This window comes from Arthrobacter sp. FW305-BF8, assembly GCF_021789315.1.
In the GTDB taxonomy this organism is placed as follows: domain Bacteria; phylum Actinomycetota; class Actinomycetes; order Actinomycetales; family Micrococcaceae; genus Arthrobacter.
Window position 1 is genome coordinate 2,023,682 of the sequence record NZ_CP084561.1, and the last position, 15,034, is coordinate 2,038,715.

The 15,034-nt window shown below is 67.0% G+C and carries 11 protein-coding genes and 1 pseudogene; 3 read left to right on the forward strand and 9 right to left on the reverse strand.

Annotated elements, in window-relative coordinates; all coding sequences use genetic code 11:
• Positions 1-15 precede the first annotated feature (15 nt).
• The gene (glnA, locus tag LFT45_RS09015; RefSeq protein ID WP_111903635.1) at positions 16-1,440 is read right to left on the reverse strand and encodes a type I glutamate--ammonia ligase; all 1,425 of its coding nucleotides are present in this window, start codon (positions 1,438-1,440) and stop codon (positions 16-18) included.
• Positions 1,441-1,711: 271 nt separating this feature from the next.
• On the opposite strand from glnA, the gene LFT45_RS09020 reads away from it, so the two are divergent.
• The gene (locus LFT45_RS09020) at positions 1,712-2,149 is read left to right on the forward strand and encodes an RDD family protein (protein ID WP_236808003.1); all 438 of its coding nucleotides are present in this window, start codon (positions 1,712-1,714) and stop codon (positions 2,147-2,149) included.
• Positions 2,150-2,155: 6 nt separating this feature from the next.
• Here the strand turns inward: LFT45_RS09020 and LFT45_RS09025 are convergent.
• The 4 genes and pseudogenes from LFT45_RS09025 to lipB all read right to left on the reverse strand — a co-directional run.
• Positions 2,156-2,467, reverse strand: a pseudogene (locus LFT45_RS09025) (DUF3817 domain-containing protein); the annotation flags it as partial.
• A 149-nt stretch (positions 2,468-2,616) separates the two neighbouring features.
• Complete coding sequence (locus LFT45_RS09030; RefSeq protein WP_111903633.1) at positions 2,617-3,369, reverse strand: DUF4191 domain-containing protein; 753 nt, start codon at positions 3,367-3,369, stop codon at positions 2,617-2,619.
• 88 nt (positions 3,370-3,457) lie between these two features.
• Positions 3,458-4,477, reverse strand: coding sequence for a lipoyl synthase (gene lipA, locus LFT45_RS09035; RefSeq protein ID WP_236808004.1), 1,020 nt, complete (start codon positions 4,475-4,477; stop codon positions 3,458-3,460).
• The gene (gene lipB / locus LFT45_RS09040; RefSeq protein WP_236808005.1) at positions 4,474-5,142 is read right to left on the reverse strand and encodes a lipoyl(octanoyl) transferase LipB; all 669 of its coding nucleotides are present in this window, start codon (positions 5,140-5,142) and stop codon (positions 4,474-4,476) included. The genes lipA and lipB overlap by 4 nt, the downstream gene beginning before the upstream one ends.
• A gap of 162 nt (positions 5,143-5,304) precedes the next feature.
• On the opposite strand from lipB, the gene LFT45_RS09045 reads away from it, so the two are divergent.
• Positions 5,305-7,410 carry a serine/threonine protein kinase gene (locus tag LFT45_RS09045; protein ID WP_236808006.1) on the forward strand — a complete coding sequence of 702 codons (2,106 nt, stop codon included), beginning with the start codon at positions 5,305-5,307 and terminating at the stop codon, positions 7,408-7,410.
• Positions 7,411-7,431: 21 nt separating this feature from the next.
• Here LFT45_RS09045 and LFT45_RS09050 read toward each other — a convergent pair whose 3' ends face one another.
• Positions 7,432-8,325 (reverse strand): TIGR01777 family oxidoreductase, encoded by an 894-nt coding sequence (locus LFT45_RS09050; RefSeq protein ID WP_236808007.1) that lies wholly within the window; start codon positions 8,323-8,325, stop codon positions 7,432-7,434.
• A 73-nt stretch (positions 8,326-8,398) separates the two neighbouring features.
• Between LFT45_RS09050 and LFT45_RS09055 the strand changes: the two genes are divergently transcribed.
• On the forward strand, positions 8,399-12,016 hold the full coding sequence (locus LFT45_RS09055; RefSeq protein WP_236808009.1) for a S41 family peptidase: 3,618 nt from the start codon (positions 8,399-8,401) through the stop codon (positions 12,014-12,016).
• A gap of 86 nt (positions 12,017-12,102) precedes the next feature.
• Here LFT45_RS09055 and LFT45_RS09060 read toward each other — a convergent pair whose 3' ends face one another.
• The 3 genes from LFT45_RS09060 to sucB all read right to left on the reverse strand — a co-directional run bounded on the left by LFT45_RS09060 (position 12,103) and on the right by sucB (position 14,975).
• Complete coding sequence (locus LFT45_RS09060) at positions 12,103-12,531, reverse strand: OsmC family protein (protein ID WP_111903455.1); 429 nt, start codon at positions 12,529-12,531, stop codon at positions 12,103-12,105.
• A 196-nt stretch (positions 12,532-12,727) separates the two neighbouring features.
• Positions 12,728-13,078, reverse strand: a complete 351-nt coding sequence (locus LFT45_RS09065) for a hypothetical protein (RefSeq protein WP_102973010.1) — start codon at positions 13,076-13,078, stop codon at positions 12,728-12,730.
• Positions 13,079-13,211: 133 nt separating this feature from the next.
• On the reverse strand, positions 13,212-14,975 hold the full coding sequence (gene sucB / locus LFT45_RS09070) for a 2-oxoglutarate dehydrogenase, E2 component, dihydrolipoamide succinyltransferase (protein ID WP_236808010.1): 1,764 nt from the start codon (positions 14,973-14,975) through the stop codon (positions 13,212-13,214).
• Positions 14,976-15,034 lie beyond the last annotated feature (59 nt).

Consider the following 15,034-nt stretch of genomic DNA (forward strand, 5'->3'; position numbering starts at 1 on the left):
GTCAAACTCGTCAGACTAGACGCCGTAGTAGAGCTCGAACTCGTAGGGGTTCGGGCGCAGGGACAGCGGGCGGATCTCGTTCTCGTACTTGTACTCGATCCAGGTGTCGATCAGGTCCTGGGTGAACACGCCGCCGGCCTGCAGGAACTCGTTGTCCTCGGCCAGTGCCTGCAGAGCTTCCTCCAGGGTGCCCGGAGCCTTGGGGATGTCCTTGGCTTCCTCGGCGGGGAGCTCGTAGAGGTCCTTGTCGATCGGAGCCGGGGGCTCGATGCGGTTGCGGATGCCGTCGATGCCGGCCATCAGCTGGGCAGCGAAGGCCAGGTACGGGTTGGAGGAGGGGTCCGGGGCGCGGAACTCGATGCGCTTGGCCTTCGGGTTGGAGCCCGTGATCGGGATACGGATACCGGCGGAGCGGTTGCCCTGCGAGTAGACCATGTTGACCGGGGCTTCGAAGCCCTTGACCAGGCGGCGGTAGGAGTTGACCGTCGGGTTGGTGAACGCGAGGACGGCGTCGGCGTGCTTCAGCAGGCCGCCGATGTACCAGCGTGCGGTGTCGGACAGGCCGGCGTAGCCCTTCTCGTCGTAGAACAGGGGATCGCCATTGCTCCACAGCGACTGGTGGCAGTGCATGCCCGAGCCGTTGTCACCGAAGACCGGCTTCGGCATGAAGGTGACGGACTTGCCCCAGGCGTCGGCGGTGTTCTTGATGACGTACTTGAACTTCTGCAGATCATCAGCCGCGTGGGTCAGCGTGGTGAACTTGTAGTTGATCTCGGCCTGGCCGGCGGAGCCAACTTCGTGGTGGCTGCGCTCGACCTCGAGGCCGGCTTCGTCCAGGGCAACACACATGGCGTCGCGCAGGTCGGCCTGCTTGTCGGTCGGGGAAACCGGGAAGTAACCGCCCTTGATGGGGGTCTTGTAGCCCAGGTTGCCGCCTTCTTCCTCGCGGCCGGTGTTCCAGTGTGCTTCTTCGGAGTCGATCTTGTAGAAGCTGCCCTCGGGGGAGGACTGGTACTGGACGTTGTCGAACACGAAGAACTCGGCTTCGGGAGCGAAGAACGCGGTGTCGGCGATGCCGGTGGAGGCGAGGTAGGCTTCAGCCTTCTCTGCCACCCCGCGCGGGTCGCGGTGGTAGGGGTCGCCCGTGCGGGGGTTCACGATGGAGAAGTTCAGCGCAAGGGTCTTCTCCATGCGGAACGTGTCCAGGAACGCGGTGGTGACGTCCGGGATGAGCTGCATGTCAGACTCGGCGATGCCCTGGAAGCCGCGGATGGAGGAACCATCGAAGAGCTGGCCGTTGACGAAGAAGTCGGCGTCCACGCTCTTGGCGGGCACGTTGAAGTGCTGCTGAACGCCCGGGAGGTCGGTGAAGCGGATATCGATAAACCGAATGTCTTCATCTTTGATGAACTTGAGGACTTCGTCCGCAGTCTTGAACATCTATGCTCCTTACGCATATGTAATAACTGGCTATAGAGCCAAGTGGTCCAGCGCAATCCAATGGGCGGAAACACAAAAGTGCCCCGCTCCAGGTTCGCTAGCAACTGGTACCACCCTAGGGATTCGGGATTTCCCGTCCGTGTCCGCTTTGTTTCCGGCAGGTTACAGAACCTGCTGATATGTAAACGCTATACCGTGTCCACACTGTGGTCCACGCCTATCCAGAGTGTGAACGTCCGAGGGGCTGCCCGCGGCTCGGTAAACTTGGACGGTGGTAGATCGCAAAGACATCGGTTCGTGGCTCAGCGGGCCGGACACTTCCGGCATTTCCAAGTACCCGGGAGAACGCCTGGGCTTCCCCGAGACGGGCCCCGGATCCATGGCCCGCGCCGGCAGGCGCATCCTGGCGATCACCATCGACTGGACCATCGCGCTGCTGATCAGCAACGTGTTCCTCGCCGGCAATTCCATGGCCACGCTTGCCGTCTTTGCCGCTGAGCAGATCCTGCTGATCGGGACCCTGGGCTACAGCATCGGGCACCGGGCGATGGGCATCCAGGTGGTGAAGCCGGACGGCTCAGCGGCCGGCCCGCTGGCCGCGCTGGTCCGCACCGTCCTGCTCTGCCTGGTGATCCCGGCGGTCATCTTCGATCCCGACCAGCGCGGACTCCATGACAAGGCCCTGAACACCGTCCTCGTCCGCAGGTAGCCGCCCGGCCGAGAGATATCCCTGGCGGAGCGCCCACCGCTCAAACAGGACCGTGGCGAAGGGGAACACCGCCGAGAGGCCTGCCAGCAGCGCCACCCCGAAGGGCCAGCGCTGCAGGCGCCACAGGACAAGGGCCGCCAACCCGTACCCGATGAACAAGGCGCCGTGCACCGGACCGGCAATCTCGACGCCGAGTTCGGTGGTCCCGGCAATCCACTTGAAGTACATGCCGGCAAGGAGCGCAGCCCAGCTAAAGGCTTCGGCCACCGCCAGCAGGCGGAAGGCGCGGATGACGGCGGACGCGGACGGGAATTTCACAGGAGGCTCCGGCTTCTGTAGGTGCTGGGGTCTGGTTTGCTTTGATGTGCCGTTCACTTTGGTGTGAGGTTCAACCGGGACGGCCCGTTCAAACGAAAAACGCCCCGGGGCCGGCGCAGATGCGGCGGCCACCGGGGCGTTCAGGCGGATCAGCGTCCGCGCTGGGGGCGGGCCTTGTAGGGGTCCACACCCTTGGGGATCGGAAGGCGGCCGCCCAGCGATGAGATGCGCTTGGACACGGCGCTGACCTCGGTCTTGGTGAGCTCGTTGTTGAGCTTGTTCATCTTTTTCGCCACCTGGCTGATGGGGACCTGTCCCTCGCCGCGCCCGGTTTCGATGACGTGGATAGTGACGTTGGGAAGGATGCGGGCCAGCTTCTTCCGCTCGCCTTCGATCAGCGGGCGCACGCGGTGCGTGGGCCCTTCGGCGACGAGGACGACGCCGGGACGCCCGACGGCGCGGAAAACGGCGTCCTGGGTCCGCGGGTTCACAGCCACGGGCTGCTCCTCGGTGATCCAGCCGCGCTTCAGCGTGCTGAGGGCAGCGCCGGATGCTCCCGGCTGGTTTTCGATCTGGGCGAAGGCAGCCCCCTCGGCGCGGCGGGAAAGAATGAACGTAGCCGCGAGGAAACCCAACGGGATGCCGATGATCAGGCCGGTAATCCAGTTATTCAGCAACAGGCCAACAACGAGGCTGACGGCCACGACGCCCAGGAACGCCAGCAGCATGAGCCACGGAACCATGGGGTCGTGGCGGCGGGTCATGTTGAAGACCTCGCGGATTTGCTTGAGCCGGCTGGGCTTCTTTTCCTTCACGGCCTTGGGCTTGCGCCCAAAGAGTCCGCGCTTGGAGCCATCAGCGGCCGCAGGAGTGTTGTTGCTGGAGTCAGGGGATTTCGCCATAGTGCCTTAATTCTACGTGATCCACGACAAAGGGCCGGACGCCGAAAAGTTCCGGCATCCGGCCCCTGACCGTGGGATTTGCCTGCTGCTACTGGTGTGCCGCGAGCAGGGAGCTGGCTTCCTGGCGGGTGGTTCCGGAGTCCTGGATGCCGTCGGCGATGTGGGCGAGTTCGGCGGGGATGTCCCGGCCCTTTTTGCGCATGGCGGTGGCCCAGAGCCGGCCGGCACGGTAGGAGGAGCGGACCAGGGGCCCGGACATGACGCCAAGGAAGCCGATCTCCTCGGCTTCGTGCTGGAGGTCCACGAATTCCTGGGGCTTGACCCAGCGGTCCACGGGGAGGTGGCGTTCGGAGGGGCGCAGGTACTGGGTGATGGTGATCAGGTCGCAGCCTGCCTGGTGCAGGTCGCGGAGCGCCTCGGAGATTTCTTCGCGGGTTTCGCCCATGCCCAGGATCAGGTTGGACTTGGTGACCATGCCCAGGTTCCGGCCCTGGGTGATGACGTCCAAGGAGCGTTCGTAGCGGAACGCGGGCCGGATCCGCTTGAAGATCCGCGGCACGGTCTCGACGTTGTGCGCGAACACCTCGGGCTTGGAGTCGCAGATCGCCGCGATGTGCTCGGGTTTGCCGGAGAAGTCCGGGATGAGCAGTTCGACGCCGGTGCTGGGGTTCAGTTCGTGGATCTTGCGGACGGTTTCGGCGTAGAGCCAGACGCCTTCGTCCTCGAGGTCGTCACGGGCCACGCCGGTGACGGTCGCGTAACGCAGCTGCATCGACTGGACGGAGCGGGCCACCTTGGTGGGTTCGAACCGATCCACGGGGGAGGGTTTGCCGGTGTCGATCTGGCAGAAGTCGCAGCGGCGGGTGCATTCGGAGCCGCCGATCAGGAAGGTGGCTTCCTTGTCTTCCCAGCATTCGAAGATGTTGGGGCAGCCGGCCTCTTCGCAGACGGTGTGCAGGCCTTCCTTCTTGACCAGGTTCTTGAGCTGGACGAATTCCGGGCCCATCTGGACCTTGGCCTTGATCCAGTCCGGTTTGCGTTCCACCGGGGTGGCCGCATTGCGCTGCTCGATCCGCAGCATTTTCCGGCCTTCTGGTGCCAGTGTCACAGGAGTGCTCCTTCGGGGGTTGCAACTAGGGCGTCTTCATTGTTGCGCAGTTCCTCGGTGATCCGCGAAACGAGATCGGCGGGAGATATGTCGCGGCCCGTTTCCTGGGCGATGGTGGTCACGCCGGCATCGGTGATTCCGCAGGCGATGATCTGGCCGTAGGGAGCGAGGTCGTTGTTGCAGTTGATGGCGAAGCCGTGCATGGTCACGCCCTGGCTGACCCGGATGCCGATCGCGGCGATCTTGCGGGCAGGACCCTTGGCATCCTCCTCGATCCAGACACCGGCGCGCCCCTTGATCCGGACTGCCGTGATGCCGTAGTCCGCGAGCACGGTGATGATCACGGCTTCCAGACGTTCCACGTAGTCGCGGATGCCGGCCTTGTTCTTCAGCTTGATAATCGGGTATCCGATGAGCTGGCCCGGCCCATGCCAGGTGAGCTTGCCGCCGCGGTCCACCGGAACGACGGGGGTGCCGTCGAAGGGCCGCTCGTGATCCTCGGTCAGCTTTCCGGCCGTGTAGACGGCGGCGTGTTCCAGGAGGAGTACCGTGCTGGGGGCCTTGCCGGCCAGGACATTTTCATGGATTTCGCGCTGGAGGTCCCAGGCGTGGCTGTAATCGACGAAATCCGGGGCAAGACCGAGCTTTGTGAACTCAAGAGTCATGCGTTCCAGCTTAGACCTCAGGCGGTGTCCTGCCCGAGAGTGTGCCCAAGCTCTCATGCCTCCCCGGTCACATTCCGCGCCGTTCCTGCAGACGGCCAAGCGCCCTGGCCTGCCTGTGGATAACTTCTGCAGAAATTGCAGCTTTCCGGTATTCCTTAAGCCATGGACCAGCACAGCTTGGAAAACCACAGCTTGGAAAACCACAGCCTGGAAAACCACAGCCTGGAAAGTCACAGCCTGCAGGACCCGAACCTGGAAAACCACAACGGGAACATGCGCGGCCCCGGGGGAGCGGCACCTGCCGTCGAGGGCTACTCCGTATGCCGCTGGCTGGGCCGTGGCGGCAGTGCTGAAGTGTGGCTGGTTTCGCAGGACGCCACTGGCGTGAAGCTTGCGCTGAAGTGCTTCGGCCGGCCGTCAGGCAGTGTTGAATCCGGTGCTGTCGCAGCAGGCACTCTTGAATCCGGCGCTGTTGAATCCGCCGCTGCTGGATCCGGCGCTGCTGACTCACGGCCTGCTCTGACGCGGGAGGAGGATGTCCGCCGGGAACTCGTGGTCATGTCCGTGCTTGACCACGAGCACCTGGTCAAGGCCTATGGCGTGGTCACGGTTGATGAACCCGGCAGAACTGATCAACCCGGCCGGACGGATGAACCCGGAGAGAGCGGTTTCGGCCTGCTGATGGACTACGCGGCCGGTGGCTCGCTCCAGCAGCTGGTCACGGCGAGGGGCACCCTGAGTGTGGGCGAGACGGTGACCGTCCTGACGCCGATCGCGCAGGTCTTGGGTTATCTGCACGGAAAGGGCTTCACGCATTCGGACGTCGCACCCGGCAATGTACTCTTCACCGCTCATGGAAAGCCTCTCCTGGCAGACCTCGGGGTGGCCCGGATGGTGGGGGACTCATCTGGCGTCCCGGATCGGCGCACCGACGGCTTTGCTGATCCGGCACCGGTGGACGCGGTCCGGGCCGGGCTGCAGCCGGAGCGCGACGTCTATGCAGCCGCTGCTCTGGGCTGGTACTGCCTGACCGGACAGCCGCCTCCGCCATCCGCGGCCAGACCACCCCTCTCCCTGCTTCTTCCCGACGTGCCGGCCGAGCTGGCAGCGGCACTTGAAGCGGGGCTCAGCGATGACCGGCGGCAACGCCCGGCGGCCGCCGACCTTGCCACGGCTGTGTACCGCAGCGCAGCGGCGGCACCTGTGGACCTGTCCCGCTCAGTGCATGGCACCGTCCTGCCCGAGTTGCTGACACGCAGGCCTGTCCCCCCATCCGGTGGACGGTTGAGGAAGCGCCTGCTCGCTTGGCGAAGGCGGTTGAAGACCGCAGGATGGGGGAGAGCCATGGGCCGGCTGTCACCGCGTGGGGCGCCCGCGGGAACGGTCCAGGCCCTCTCGCTCCCGCACGCGGCTGCCAGGCATGCCGGAGCCGGGAATGCTGTCAGGCACGCGGCTGCCAGGCATGCCGGAGCCGGGAATGCTGTCAGGCACGCGGCTGCCAGGCATGCCGGAGCCGGGAATGCTGTCAGGCACGCGCCTGTCAGGCATGCCGGAGTCAGGAATGGTGTCAGGCGCGGGGCCCTCCGGCAAGCTGCTGCCAGCCACGCGGCCGGCAGGCACAGGACAGCCACGCACGGCAGCCGCCGCCTGGCAGTAGCTGGCAGCGTGCTCGCTGCGGCATTGCTTGCCGGCGCCGGCCTTCTGGGGCGGCCCGGAGCGGCGCAGGAGTCGGGCCCGGTGGCGCAGGAGTCGGTGCGGGAAGCGGGCCTCCCGGCGTCCGGTTCCGGATCCCCGCAGGGTGCCGGCCTGCTGGGTGATGTCCTGCCCGGTGATGTCCTTCCTGAAGATGGCCTGCCGGATGATGTCCGGCGGCGGCTCGCGGCGAAGGATCCGGCCGAAGCGGTGCTCGGCCTGGCGCAGCTGCGTTCCCTGGCTCTGCGGGAGGGCAGGCTGCACTTGCTCGATGACGTGAACGCCCCGAACACCCCGGCGCAGGCTGCCGACAGACGGATCCGCGCCGGGCTGCAGGAAAACGGAACAGTGCTGGCCGGGTTCACCACGAGCGTGTCCGGGGCGCGCCGCCTGCCCGAAAGCACGCCTGCCCGGGCGGTGGTGGCGGTGACGTCGTCCACCTCGGCCTACGAGGAGCGATCCGCTGGAGGCACTGTCGTGGCCACCGGAGCACGGCAGCGGGACATGAGGCTGCGGCTGGTCCTTGTCCCGGTGGAGGGGTGCTGGCGCATCGCGGACATCCTGCCGGCGGACTGAATCACCAACTGAACCGGACAGCTAGTCTTCGCTGGCCACCCACCCGGCGGCCAGCGCCACCGACGGATGGTCCCACGTGAACCCGCTGTCCCGGAGCAGTGTCGGCTCGATCCGCTGGCTCGCGAGCAGGAGTTCGCGGGCCAGTTTGCCCATGACGAGGCGCAGCACAGGAGCCGGCGCGCGCAGCAGCGCAGGTCGGTGAAGCGCCTTTGCGAGCCCGGCCACGAGGGTGTTCACGTCGGCGGCTTCCGGTGCCGCAACGTTCACGGGGCCCGAATTCCCGGATGTAAGGAGGAACCCGAACGCTGAGGTGAGGTCGGGGAGGGTGATCCAGGGCCAGTACTGCCGGCCGTTGCCCAGCGGACCGCCAATGCCTGCCCGCAGCAGGGGCAGCAGGCGTCCCATGGCACCTCCTGACCTGCTCAGCACCACTGCGGTCCGCGGGGTCACAACCCGGACCCCGGACGGGGCCTCGTGGGCTGCCGTTTCCCACTCAACGCAGATGCGCGCCATGATGCCCTGCCCGGCGGGGGAGTTCTCCGTCAGCAGGGAGTGCCCGGCGTCGCCGTAGTAGCCCGCGCCGGACTGGCTGATGAAGGTTCGGGGTGGCGAGTCGAGGCGGCGCATCGCTGAGGTAAGAGTCCGGGTGGGGTCGAGGCGCGACCGGAACAGCTCATCGATCCGATGCGGTGTCCACGGCCGGGCGCCGATGTTCGCGCCGGAAAGATTGATGACGGCGTCGGCTCCCTCAAGGGAGGCCGGGTCGAGGGTTCCCGTGGCGGGATCCCAGCGGATTTCCGACGGGGACGACGGCGGCCGCCTCACCAGCCGGACGACGTCGTGCCCGCCGGAGGTGAGGCGGGAGGAGAGTGCGGTTCCGATGAGCCCTGAGGCGCCGGCCATGACGATGCGCATGATCCATCTCACCATGCCCGGCACGGCAAGGCACCTCCCCGCTGGCTCATGTCACGTTGACTATGATCGAACGATGACCTCTTCGAGTTACCTCCGGTTCCCTCATGTTCACGGCGATCTGGTCACGTTTGTGGCCGAGGACGACGTCTGGATTGCCCCCCTCACAGGCGGCCGCGCCTGGCGTGTGTCCTCGCTCCAGCTGCCGGCCCGCAATCCGCGCTTTACGCCGGACGGAACGAAGCTGGTCTGGACGGTCGTGCAGGGGACGGCCCCCGAGGTTGTCATCGCCGATGTCGGCGGCGGGGGGTACCGCCAGCTGACTTTCTTCGGGCACAGCACCACTCGGGTTAAAGGCTTCACCCCCGCGGGGGACATCGTAGTCACCAGCGCGTTCCGCCAGGCCGAGAGCCGCCACACGCACGCTTACCGGCTGTCCACGGACGGCGGCTGGGCCGAGGAGCTCCCGCTGGGACCGGTCGAGTCCGTGGCGTTCGGCCCGGAACTCGGGGACGAAAAGCCTGTGGTGGTGGGCAGCGTGCTGTCCCGCGAGCCGGCCTGGTGGAAGCGCTACCGCGGCGGCACCGCCGGCAAGCTCTGGATCGACGGCGACGGAAACGGCGAGTTTGAGCGGCTGCTGCCGGAGCTGGACGGCAATTTGGCCGATCCCATGTGGGTCGACGGACGCATTGCCTTCCTCTCAGACCACGAAGGCTATGGCAACCTGTACTCGGTCCTGCCCGGTGGCGGGGACCTGCGGCGCCACACCGATCACGAGGACTTCTACGTCCGCCACGCCTCCACGGATGGCAAGCGCGTGATCTTCGAATCGGCCGGTGAGCTCTGGCTCCTGCATGACCTTGGGTCCGAGGCCGTCCGGCTGGAAATAACTCTTGGATCGGCGTCCCAGGGCCGCCGTCCCTCGCTCCTCAAGGTCTCCAAGCACCTCGGCGACGTCCGGCCGGACACCGCAGGGGAAGCCAGTGCTGTGGAGGCCCACGGAACCATCCACTGGCTCCGGCACAAGGACGGACCGTCCCGCGTGGTCGAAGCAACCGCCGGCGTGCGCGCCCGCCTGCCCCGTCCGCTGCCCGACGGCCGCATCGCCTACGTGGCGGACCACGACGGCGACGAGGCCCTGTTCATCAGGGAAATCGCCCCGCAGGTCCCGGCGCACGACGCCGCAGTCCATGCGGCCGCAAAGGCCTCAGCGGCGGCCAAGACCGGCGCTGCCCCGGAGAGCGCACCCGCCGGCGATCAGCCGGAAGCTGCGGCACCGGCAGTTCCCCTGCCCAGCCCTGTTTCCGCCGCCGGCGTCGCGGGGCCCCGTGTTGCAGCTGCCGGCGCCACCCACCCGGTGGCCGATGAGGCGGCGGCCGACCTCGCCCCGGCGGAGGCAGCGACCGGGACCGCGGCCGGAACAACAGCCGGCCAGGCAACTGGCACCGTTGCGGCAGCATCAAACCCGCTCACGGTCCGGTTCCCCAGGCCTTCACGCGCCAGCGCCATCGAAGCCAGCCCCGACGGCCGCTGGATTGCGATCGGAACCGCTTTCGGCGACCTGTACATCGCCGATACCAAGGACGGCACGCTCACCGCGGTAACCAGCATCGGCGAGGGCAGCATTGAGGACCTCGCCTGGTCGCCGGACTCCGCCTGGCTCGCCTGGTCTGAACCGGTGACGTCCTTCGGGTCACGCAGCCGCCTGCGCCTGGTCCGCGCCGAGGCCCCGGAGGCCAAGGCCGGGGAAGCAGCCATTGTGGAGGTGACGGACGGGCGCTTCCGGGACGAATCGCCGTCGTTCTCCCCGGACGGCAAGTTCCTGGCCTTCCTTTCCAACCGCAGTTTCGATCCGGTCTATGACGGTCATTCCTTTGACCTTTCCTTCCCCAGCCCGATCAAGCCCTACCTCGTGGCACTCGCAGCGGACACTGCTTCGCCTTTCGGCCCGAGCGTCGCCTTGGCGGATGGCATCAACGGGCAGGGCGAAGCAGCACAGTCAGGTGCAGCAAAGTCAGATGCAGCCAAGTCCGGCGCAGCCGCCGAAGGCGAGACGGCCCCGGCCGCCGTGAAGGTGAACGCCGAAGGCCTCGCCCACCGTGTTATCAGCGTCCCGGTTCCGCAGGGCAACTACTCGGCCCTGACCGCCGCCGACGGCGCGCTGCTGTGGCTCGACAGCGCCCTGGCCGGCGTCACGGGGGAGGGCAGGGCGAGCCTGGAGGACAAGAACGCCGCCCCGAGCCTGATCCGTTTTGACCTGACCAAGCGCAAGAGCACCACCCTCGTGGACTCCCTGGACAGATACCGCCTGTCCGGCGACGGCAAGAAGGTGGTCCTGGTCCACGACAAGCAGGTCCGGGTGGTGCCGTCCGACGCCAAAGCCGACGAGGACTCCGGCCAGCTGGTCAAGGTGGACCTCACCCGCATCCGCGTCCTGATGGATCCGCTGAGCGTCTGGGGCCAGGCGTTCGACGAGGCATGGCGGCTGCAGCGTGACTTCTTCTGGACCGAGGACATGGCGGGCCAGGACTGGGAATCCATTCACGCCCGCTACCGTCCGCTGGTGGAGCGGCTCGGATCGCATGACGACCTGGTGGACCTGCTGTGGGAGCTGCACGGGGAGCTCGGCACGTCCCATGCCTACGTGCGCCCGGCGGCAGCCACCGAAAACGGCAGCAACGGCCAGGGCCGGCTCGGCGCCGACCTCGCGTTCAACGGCGAGGGCTGGGAAATCGAGCGCATCCTGGCCGGCGAATCGTCGGACCCGCTGGCCACCTCGCCGCTGACCCGGCCGGGCGCCGACGCCAAGGCCGGGGACGTCCTGCTGGCAATCGACGGCGTGCGCCTCACAGAGTCGCTGACCCCGGCCATGCAGCTGGTGGGCGCGGCGGGACGTGCGGTGGAACTGACCATCCGCAACGGCGCTGGCCACGGCCCGGCAGCCGGAGCCCAGCGCCGGATCGCGGTGGTCCCCATCAAGGATGAGGAACGGCTGCGGTACCAGGACTGGGTAAATGCCAACCGCCGCACAGTACGCGAAGCGTCGGACGGCAAGTTCGGCTACCTGCATATCCCGGACATGCTGGCCAACGGCTGGGCGCAGCTCCACCGCGACCTGGACACCGAGACTGCGCTGGATGGCCTGATCGTGGATGTGCGCCGCAACCGCGGCGGGCACACCTCCCAGCTCGTGGCCGAACTGATCGGGCGGAAGGTGACGGGCTGGAGCATGCCCCGCGGCGAAAAGCCCCGGACCTATCCGCACCACGCGCCGCGCGGTCCGGTCATCATCCTGGCCGACGAATTTGCCGGTTCGGACGGCGACATCATCACCCAGGTCTCAAAGCTGCGAGGCATCGGCCCGGTGATCGGCACCCGCACCTGGGGCGGCGTCGTCGGCATCGACAACCGCTTCACGCTGGCCGACGGGACCGGCGTGACCCAGCCCCGCTACGCCACGTGGTTCGGCGGCGGCGTGGGCTGGAGCGTCGAAAACCACGGCGTGGCTCCGGACATCGAGGTGACGTTCCCGCCGCACGCGTATGCTGCCCGCCGGGACCCGCAGCTGGAGTCCGGCATCACGGCGCTGAAGGAGATGGTGCAGGAGCTGCCCACGGACCGGCCGCCGGCCCGTGAGGGCTACCGCCGGCTGCGCCCGGAGCCGCTGCCGGCCCGCCGGCACAGCCAGGCATAGCCGAAAAGCATAAGGGCCCTGTTCCCGACTGGATTTACCAGTGGGAACAGGGCCCTTTCTGATCCTAAATGACCAGGGCTTTAAGATCAGGAGGCCAGCGTGGCGTCCAGGGTGATCTCGATGCCGGTCAGGGCCTGCGATACCGGGCAGCCCTTCTTGGCGGATTCTGCGATGCGCTGGAAGTCCTCCTCGGAGATGCCGGGGATGCGGGCGTTCAGCGTCAGGTGGCTGCCGGTGATGCCGGTGCCGGGCTGGAAGCCGACCTCTGCCTTGGTGTTTACTTCGTCCGGGGTGAAGCCGGCCTGGCTCAGCTCGTGGCTGAACGCCATGGAGAAACATGCGGAGTGTGCCGCGGCGATGAGTTCCTCGGGGCTGGTCTTGCCGCCTGCCGCTTCGGTGCGGGCCTTCCAGGTGACGTCGAACGTGCCGAGGCCCGAGCTGTCCAGCGTGGTGTTGCCTGAACCCTCCGTCAGGCTGCCGGTCCATACAGTGTGCGCGTTGCGTGTTGTAGCCATGTCACTCCTCAACGTTGATTCGATCCGGGGGTCCGGCGCCTGCCAGAGCCCCGCCGCTACCAATCCTATGGATTAGGTGCCCCCCGTGCACGGGTTGTCCGCTGTCAGAGGATTATGACCGTAAGCGCCCAAACGACGACGGCGACGCCCCCACGGGAGGGGGCGTCGCCGTCGTCGTTGGCATGGCAGGGAGGGGTTACCGCCAGAGCGTCGCGATAGCGACGTTCAGCAGAGCCAGCCCGCCGACGCTGTGGGCCAGACCGGTGGAGATCGGCTCGCCCTTCTTGTACTTGCGGCGGCCGATGAAGGCCAGCACGCCGACGACCAGGGCGACGGCGAACTTGATGCCCAGCTTGGCGTAGTTGGCATCCATGTCGAGCGCGGGGATGAGGCCCATCATGACGATGCCGGTGAGGAGCTGGAGTGCCGCGCCGTCGAACTGCCGGGGATGGACGGTCGGCTTCTTCATGTTGCCGATCCAGATGCCGACGATCATGGCGGCGCCGACGATGTGCAGGAAGACCATGACGTTATAGACGATGTTCATGGCACCAGTCTAGCCAGATCCTTCTACACGCCGTAGTAGGACACAGCCGCATCCAAAAGCAGCGGCGGCCGCCCGGCACTCCGGTGGTTTCCCACCGGGAGCCGGACGGCCGCCGCCGTCGACAGGCTGGAGCCTAGAGTCCCAGGTCCGCTTCGAACGCGCCCTCTTCGAGGCGGGCCTTCAGCGTCTGCAGGAAGCGACCGGCATCCGCACCGTCCACCAGGCGGTGGTCGTAGGTGAGGGACAGGTACATCATGGAGCGGATGGCGATCGAGTCGTCACCGTTCTCGTCCTGGACCACTACGGGGCGCTTGACGATCGCACCGGTGCCCAGGATGCCGACCTGCGGCTGGTTGATGATCGGGGTGTCGAACAGCGCACCGACGGAGCCGATGTTGGTGATGCTGAACGTACCGCCGGACAGTTCGTCCGGGCCGATCTTGCCGTTGCGGGTGCGGTCCGCCACATCGGCGATCTTGCCGGCCAGGCCGGCGAGGTTCAGGCTCCCGGCATCCGAGATGACCGGAACCAGCAGGCCCTTGTCCGTGTCGACGGCGATCGCCAGGTGCTCGGCGTTGTGGTAGGTGATTTCCTGCTTGTCCTCGTCGTACGCAGCGTTGAGCGTGGCGTGCTGCTTGAGGGCCTCGGCCACGGCCTTGGCGATGAAGGGCAGGAAGGTGAGCTTGACGCCGTTCTGGGCCTGGAACGAGTTCTTGGCCTTGAGGCGGAGCTTAGCCACCTTGGTCATGTCCACTTCGTGCACCTGGGTCAGCTGGGTGGAAACATCCAGCGACTCACGCATGCGGCGGGCGATGACCTGGCGGATCCGCGGCGCCTTCTTCACGGTGCCGCGCAGCGAGGACGCTGCGGCCGACGGAGCTGCGGAGGCGGCAGGGGTTGCCTGTGCTGCGGCTGCCGGAGCAGCCTTGGATTCAGCAGCGGCCAGGACGTCCTGCTTGCGGATGCGGCCGCCAACGCCCGTGCCGGAGACGGAAGCGATGTCCACGCCGTGCTGGTTGGCGAGCTTGCGGACCAGGGGTGTGACGTAGCCGGACTCGCCGCCTGCGGCCGGAGCGGCCTGCGGTGCCGGTGCTGCCTGGGGAGCCGGTGCTGCCTGCGGTGCCGGTGCAGCCTGCGGTGCCGGTGCGGGCGCTGCAGCCTGGGCGGGAGCAGGGGCTTCGGCGGGCTTCTCAGCTGCCGGGGCAGGCTGTTCCGCTGCGGGGGCGGCGGGAGCCTCGGCGGGCTTTTCGGGAGCCGCAGCAGGAGCAGCGGCGCCGGATCCGATGACGGCGAGGACGGAGCCAACCTCGGCGGTCTCGTCCTCGTTGACGCGGATTTCCTGCAGCGTGCCGGCTACGGGGGACGGGATCTCGGTGTCCACCTTGTCGGTGGAGACCTCGAGCAGCGGCTCATCAACTGCAACGGTGTCGCCAATGGCCTTCAGCCAGCGGGTGACGGTGCCTTCGGTGACGCTCTCGCCGAGTGCCGGCAGGGTGACCTCGTGGCCTTCGCCGGAGGAGGCGGGTGCTGCTTCCGCGGCAGGTGCTTCCTGGGCGGGTGCTGCAGCGGGTGCTTCTTCGGCGGGTGCTGCGGGGGCTGCTGCAGGTGCCTCTTCGGCGGGGGCTGCTGCGGGCGCCTCTTCGGCAGCGCCGCCGCCCGAGCCGTCACCGATGCGCACCAGCGGGGCGCCAACTTCAGCGGTCTCATCTTCGGCGACGAGGATTTCCTCGATGACGCCGGCGATCGGAGAGGGGATTTCAGTGTCTACTTTGTCGGTGGAAACCTCGAGCAGCGGTTCGTCCACCTCTACCCGGTCACCTACCTGCTTGAGCCAGCGGGTGACAGTTCCTTCGGTGACGCTCTCACCGAGGGCGGGCAAGTTAACGGATTCAGACATGTCGTCCCCGTTCTCCTTTATTGATCTAAAGTGCGGATGAATTGCTGCATTGTTCGGGC

What these genes read in the sequence shown, in the direction of transcription:
- glnA (WP_111903635.1), bottom strand. Translation starts at nt 1,440, where the DNA reads ATGTTCAAGACTGCGGACGAAGTCCTCAAGTTCATCAAAGATGAAGAC.
- LFT45_RS09030 (WP_111903633.1), bottom strand. Translation starts at nt 3,369, where the DNA reads ATGGCGAAATCCCCTGACTCCAGCAACAACACTCCTGCGGCCGCTGAT.
- lipB (WP_236808005.1), bottom strand. Translation starts at nt 5,142, where the DNA reads ATGACTCTTGAGTTCACAAAGCTCGGTCTTGCCCCGGATTTCGTCGAT.
- LFT45_RS09045 (WP_236808006.1), top strand. Translation starts at nt 5,305, where the DNA reads ATGGACCAGCACAGCTTGGAAAACCACAGCTTGGAAAACCACAGCCTG.
- LFT45_RS09050 (WP_236808007.1), bottom strand. Translation starts at nt 8,325, where the DNA reads ATGCGCATCGTCATGGCCGGCGCCTCAGGGCTCATCGGAACCGCACTC.
- LFT45_RS09055 (WP_236808009.1), top strand. Translation starts at nt 8,399, where the DNA reads ATGACCTCTTCGAGTTACCTCCGGTTCCCTCATGTTCACGGCGATCTG.
- LFT45_RS09060 (WP_111903455.1), bottom strand. Translation starts at nt 12,531, where the DNA reads ATGGCTACAACACGCAACGCGCACACTGTATGGACCGGCAGCCTGACG.
- LFT45_RS09065 (WP_102973010.1), bottom strand. Translation starts at nt 13,078, where the DNA reads ATGAACATCGTCTATAACGTCATGGTCTTCCTGCACATCGTCGGCGCC.
- sucB (WP_236808010.1), bottom strand. Translation starts at nt 14,975, where the DNA reads ATGTCTGAATCCGTTAACTTGCCCGCCCTCGGTGAGAGCGTCACCGAA.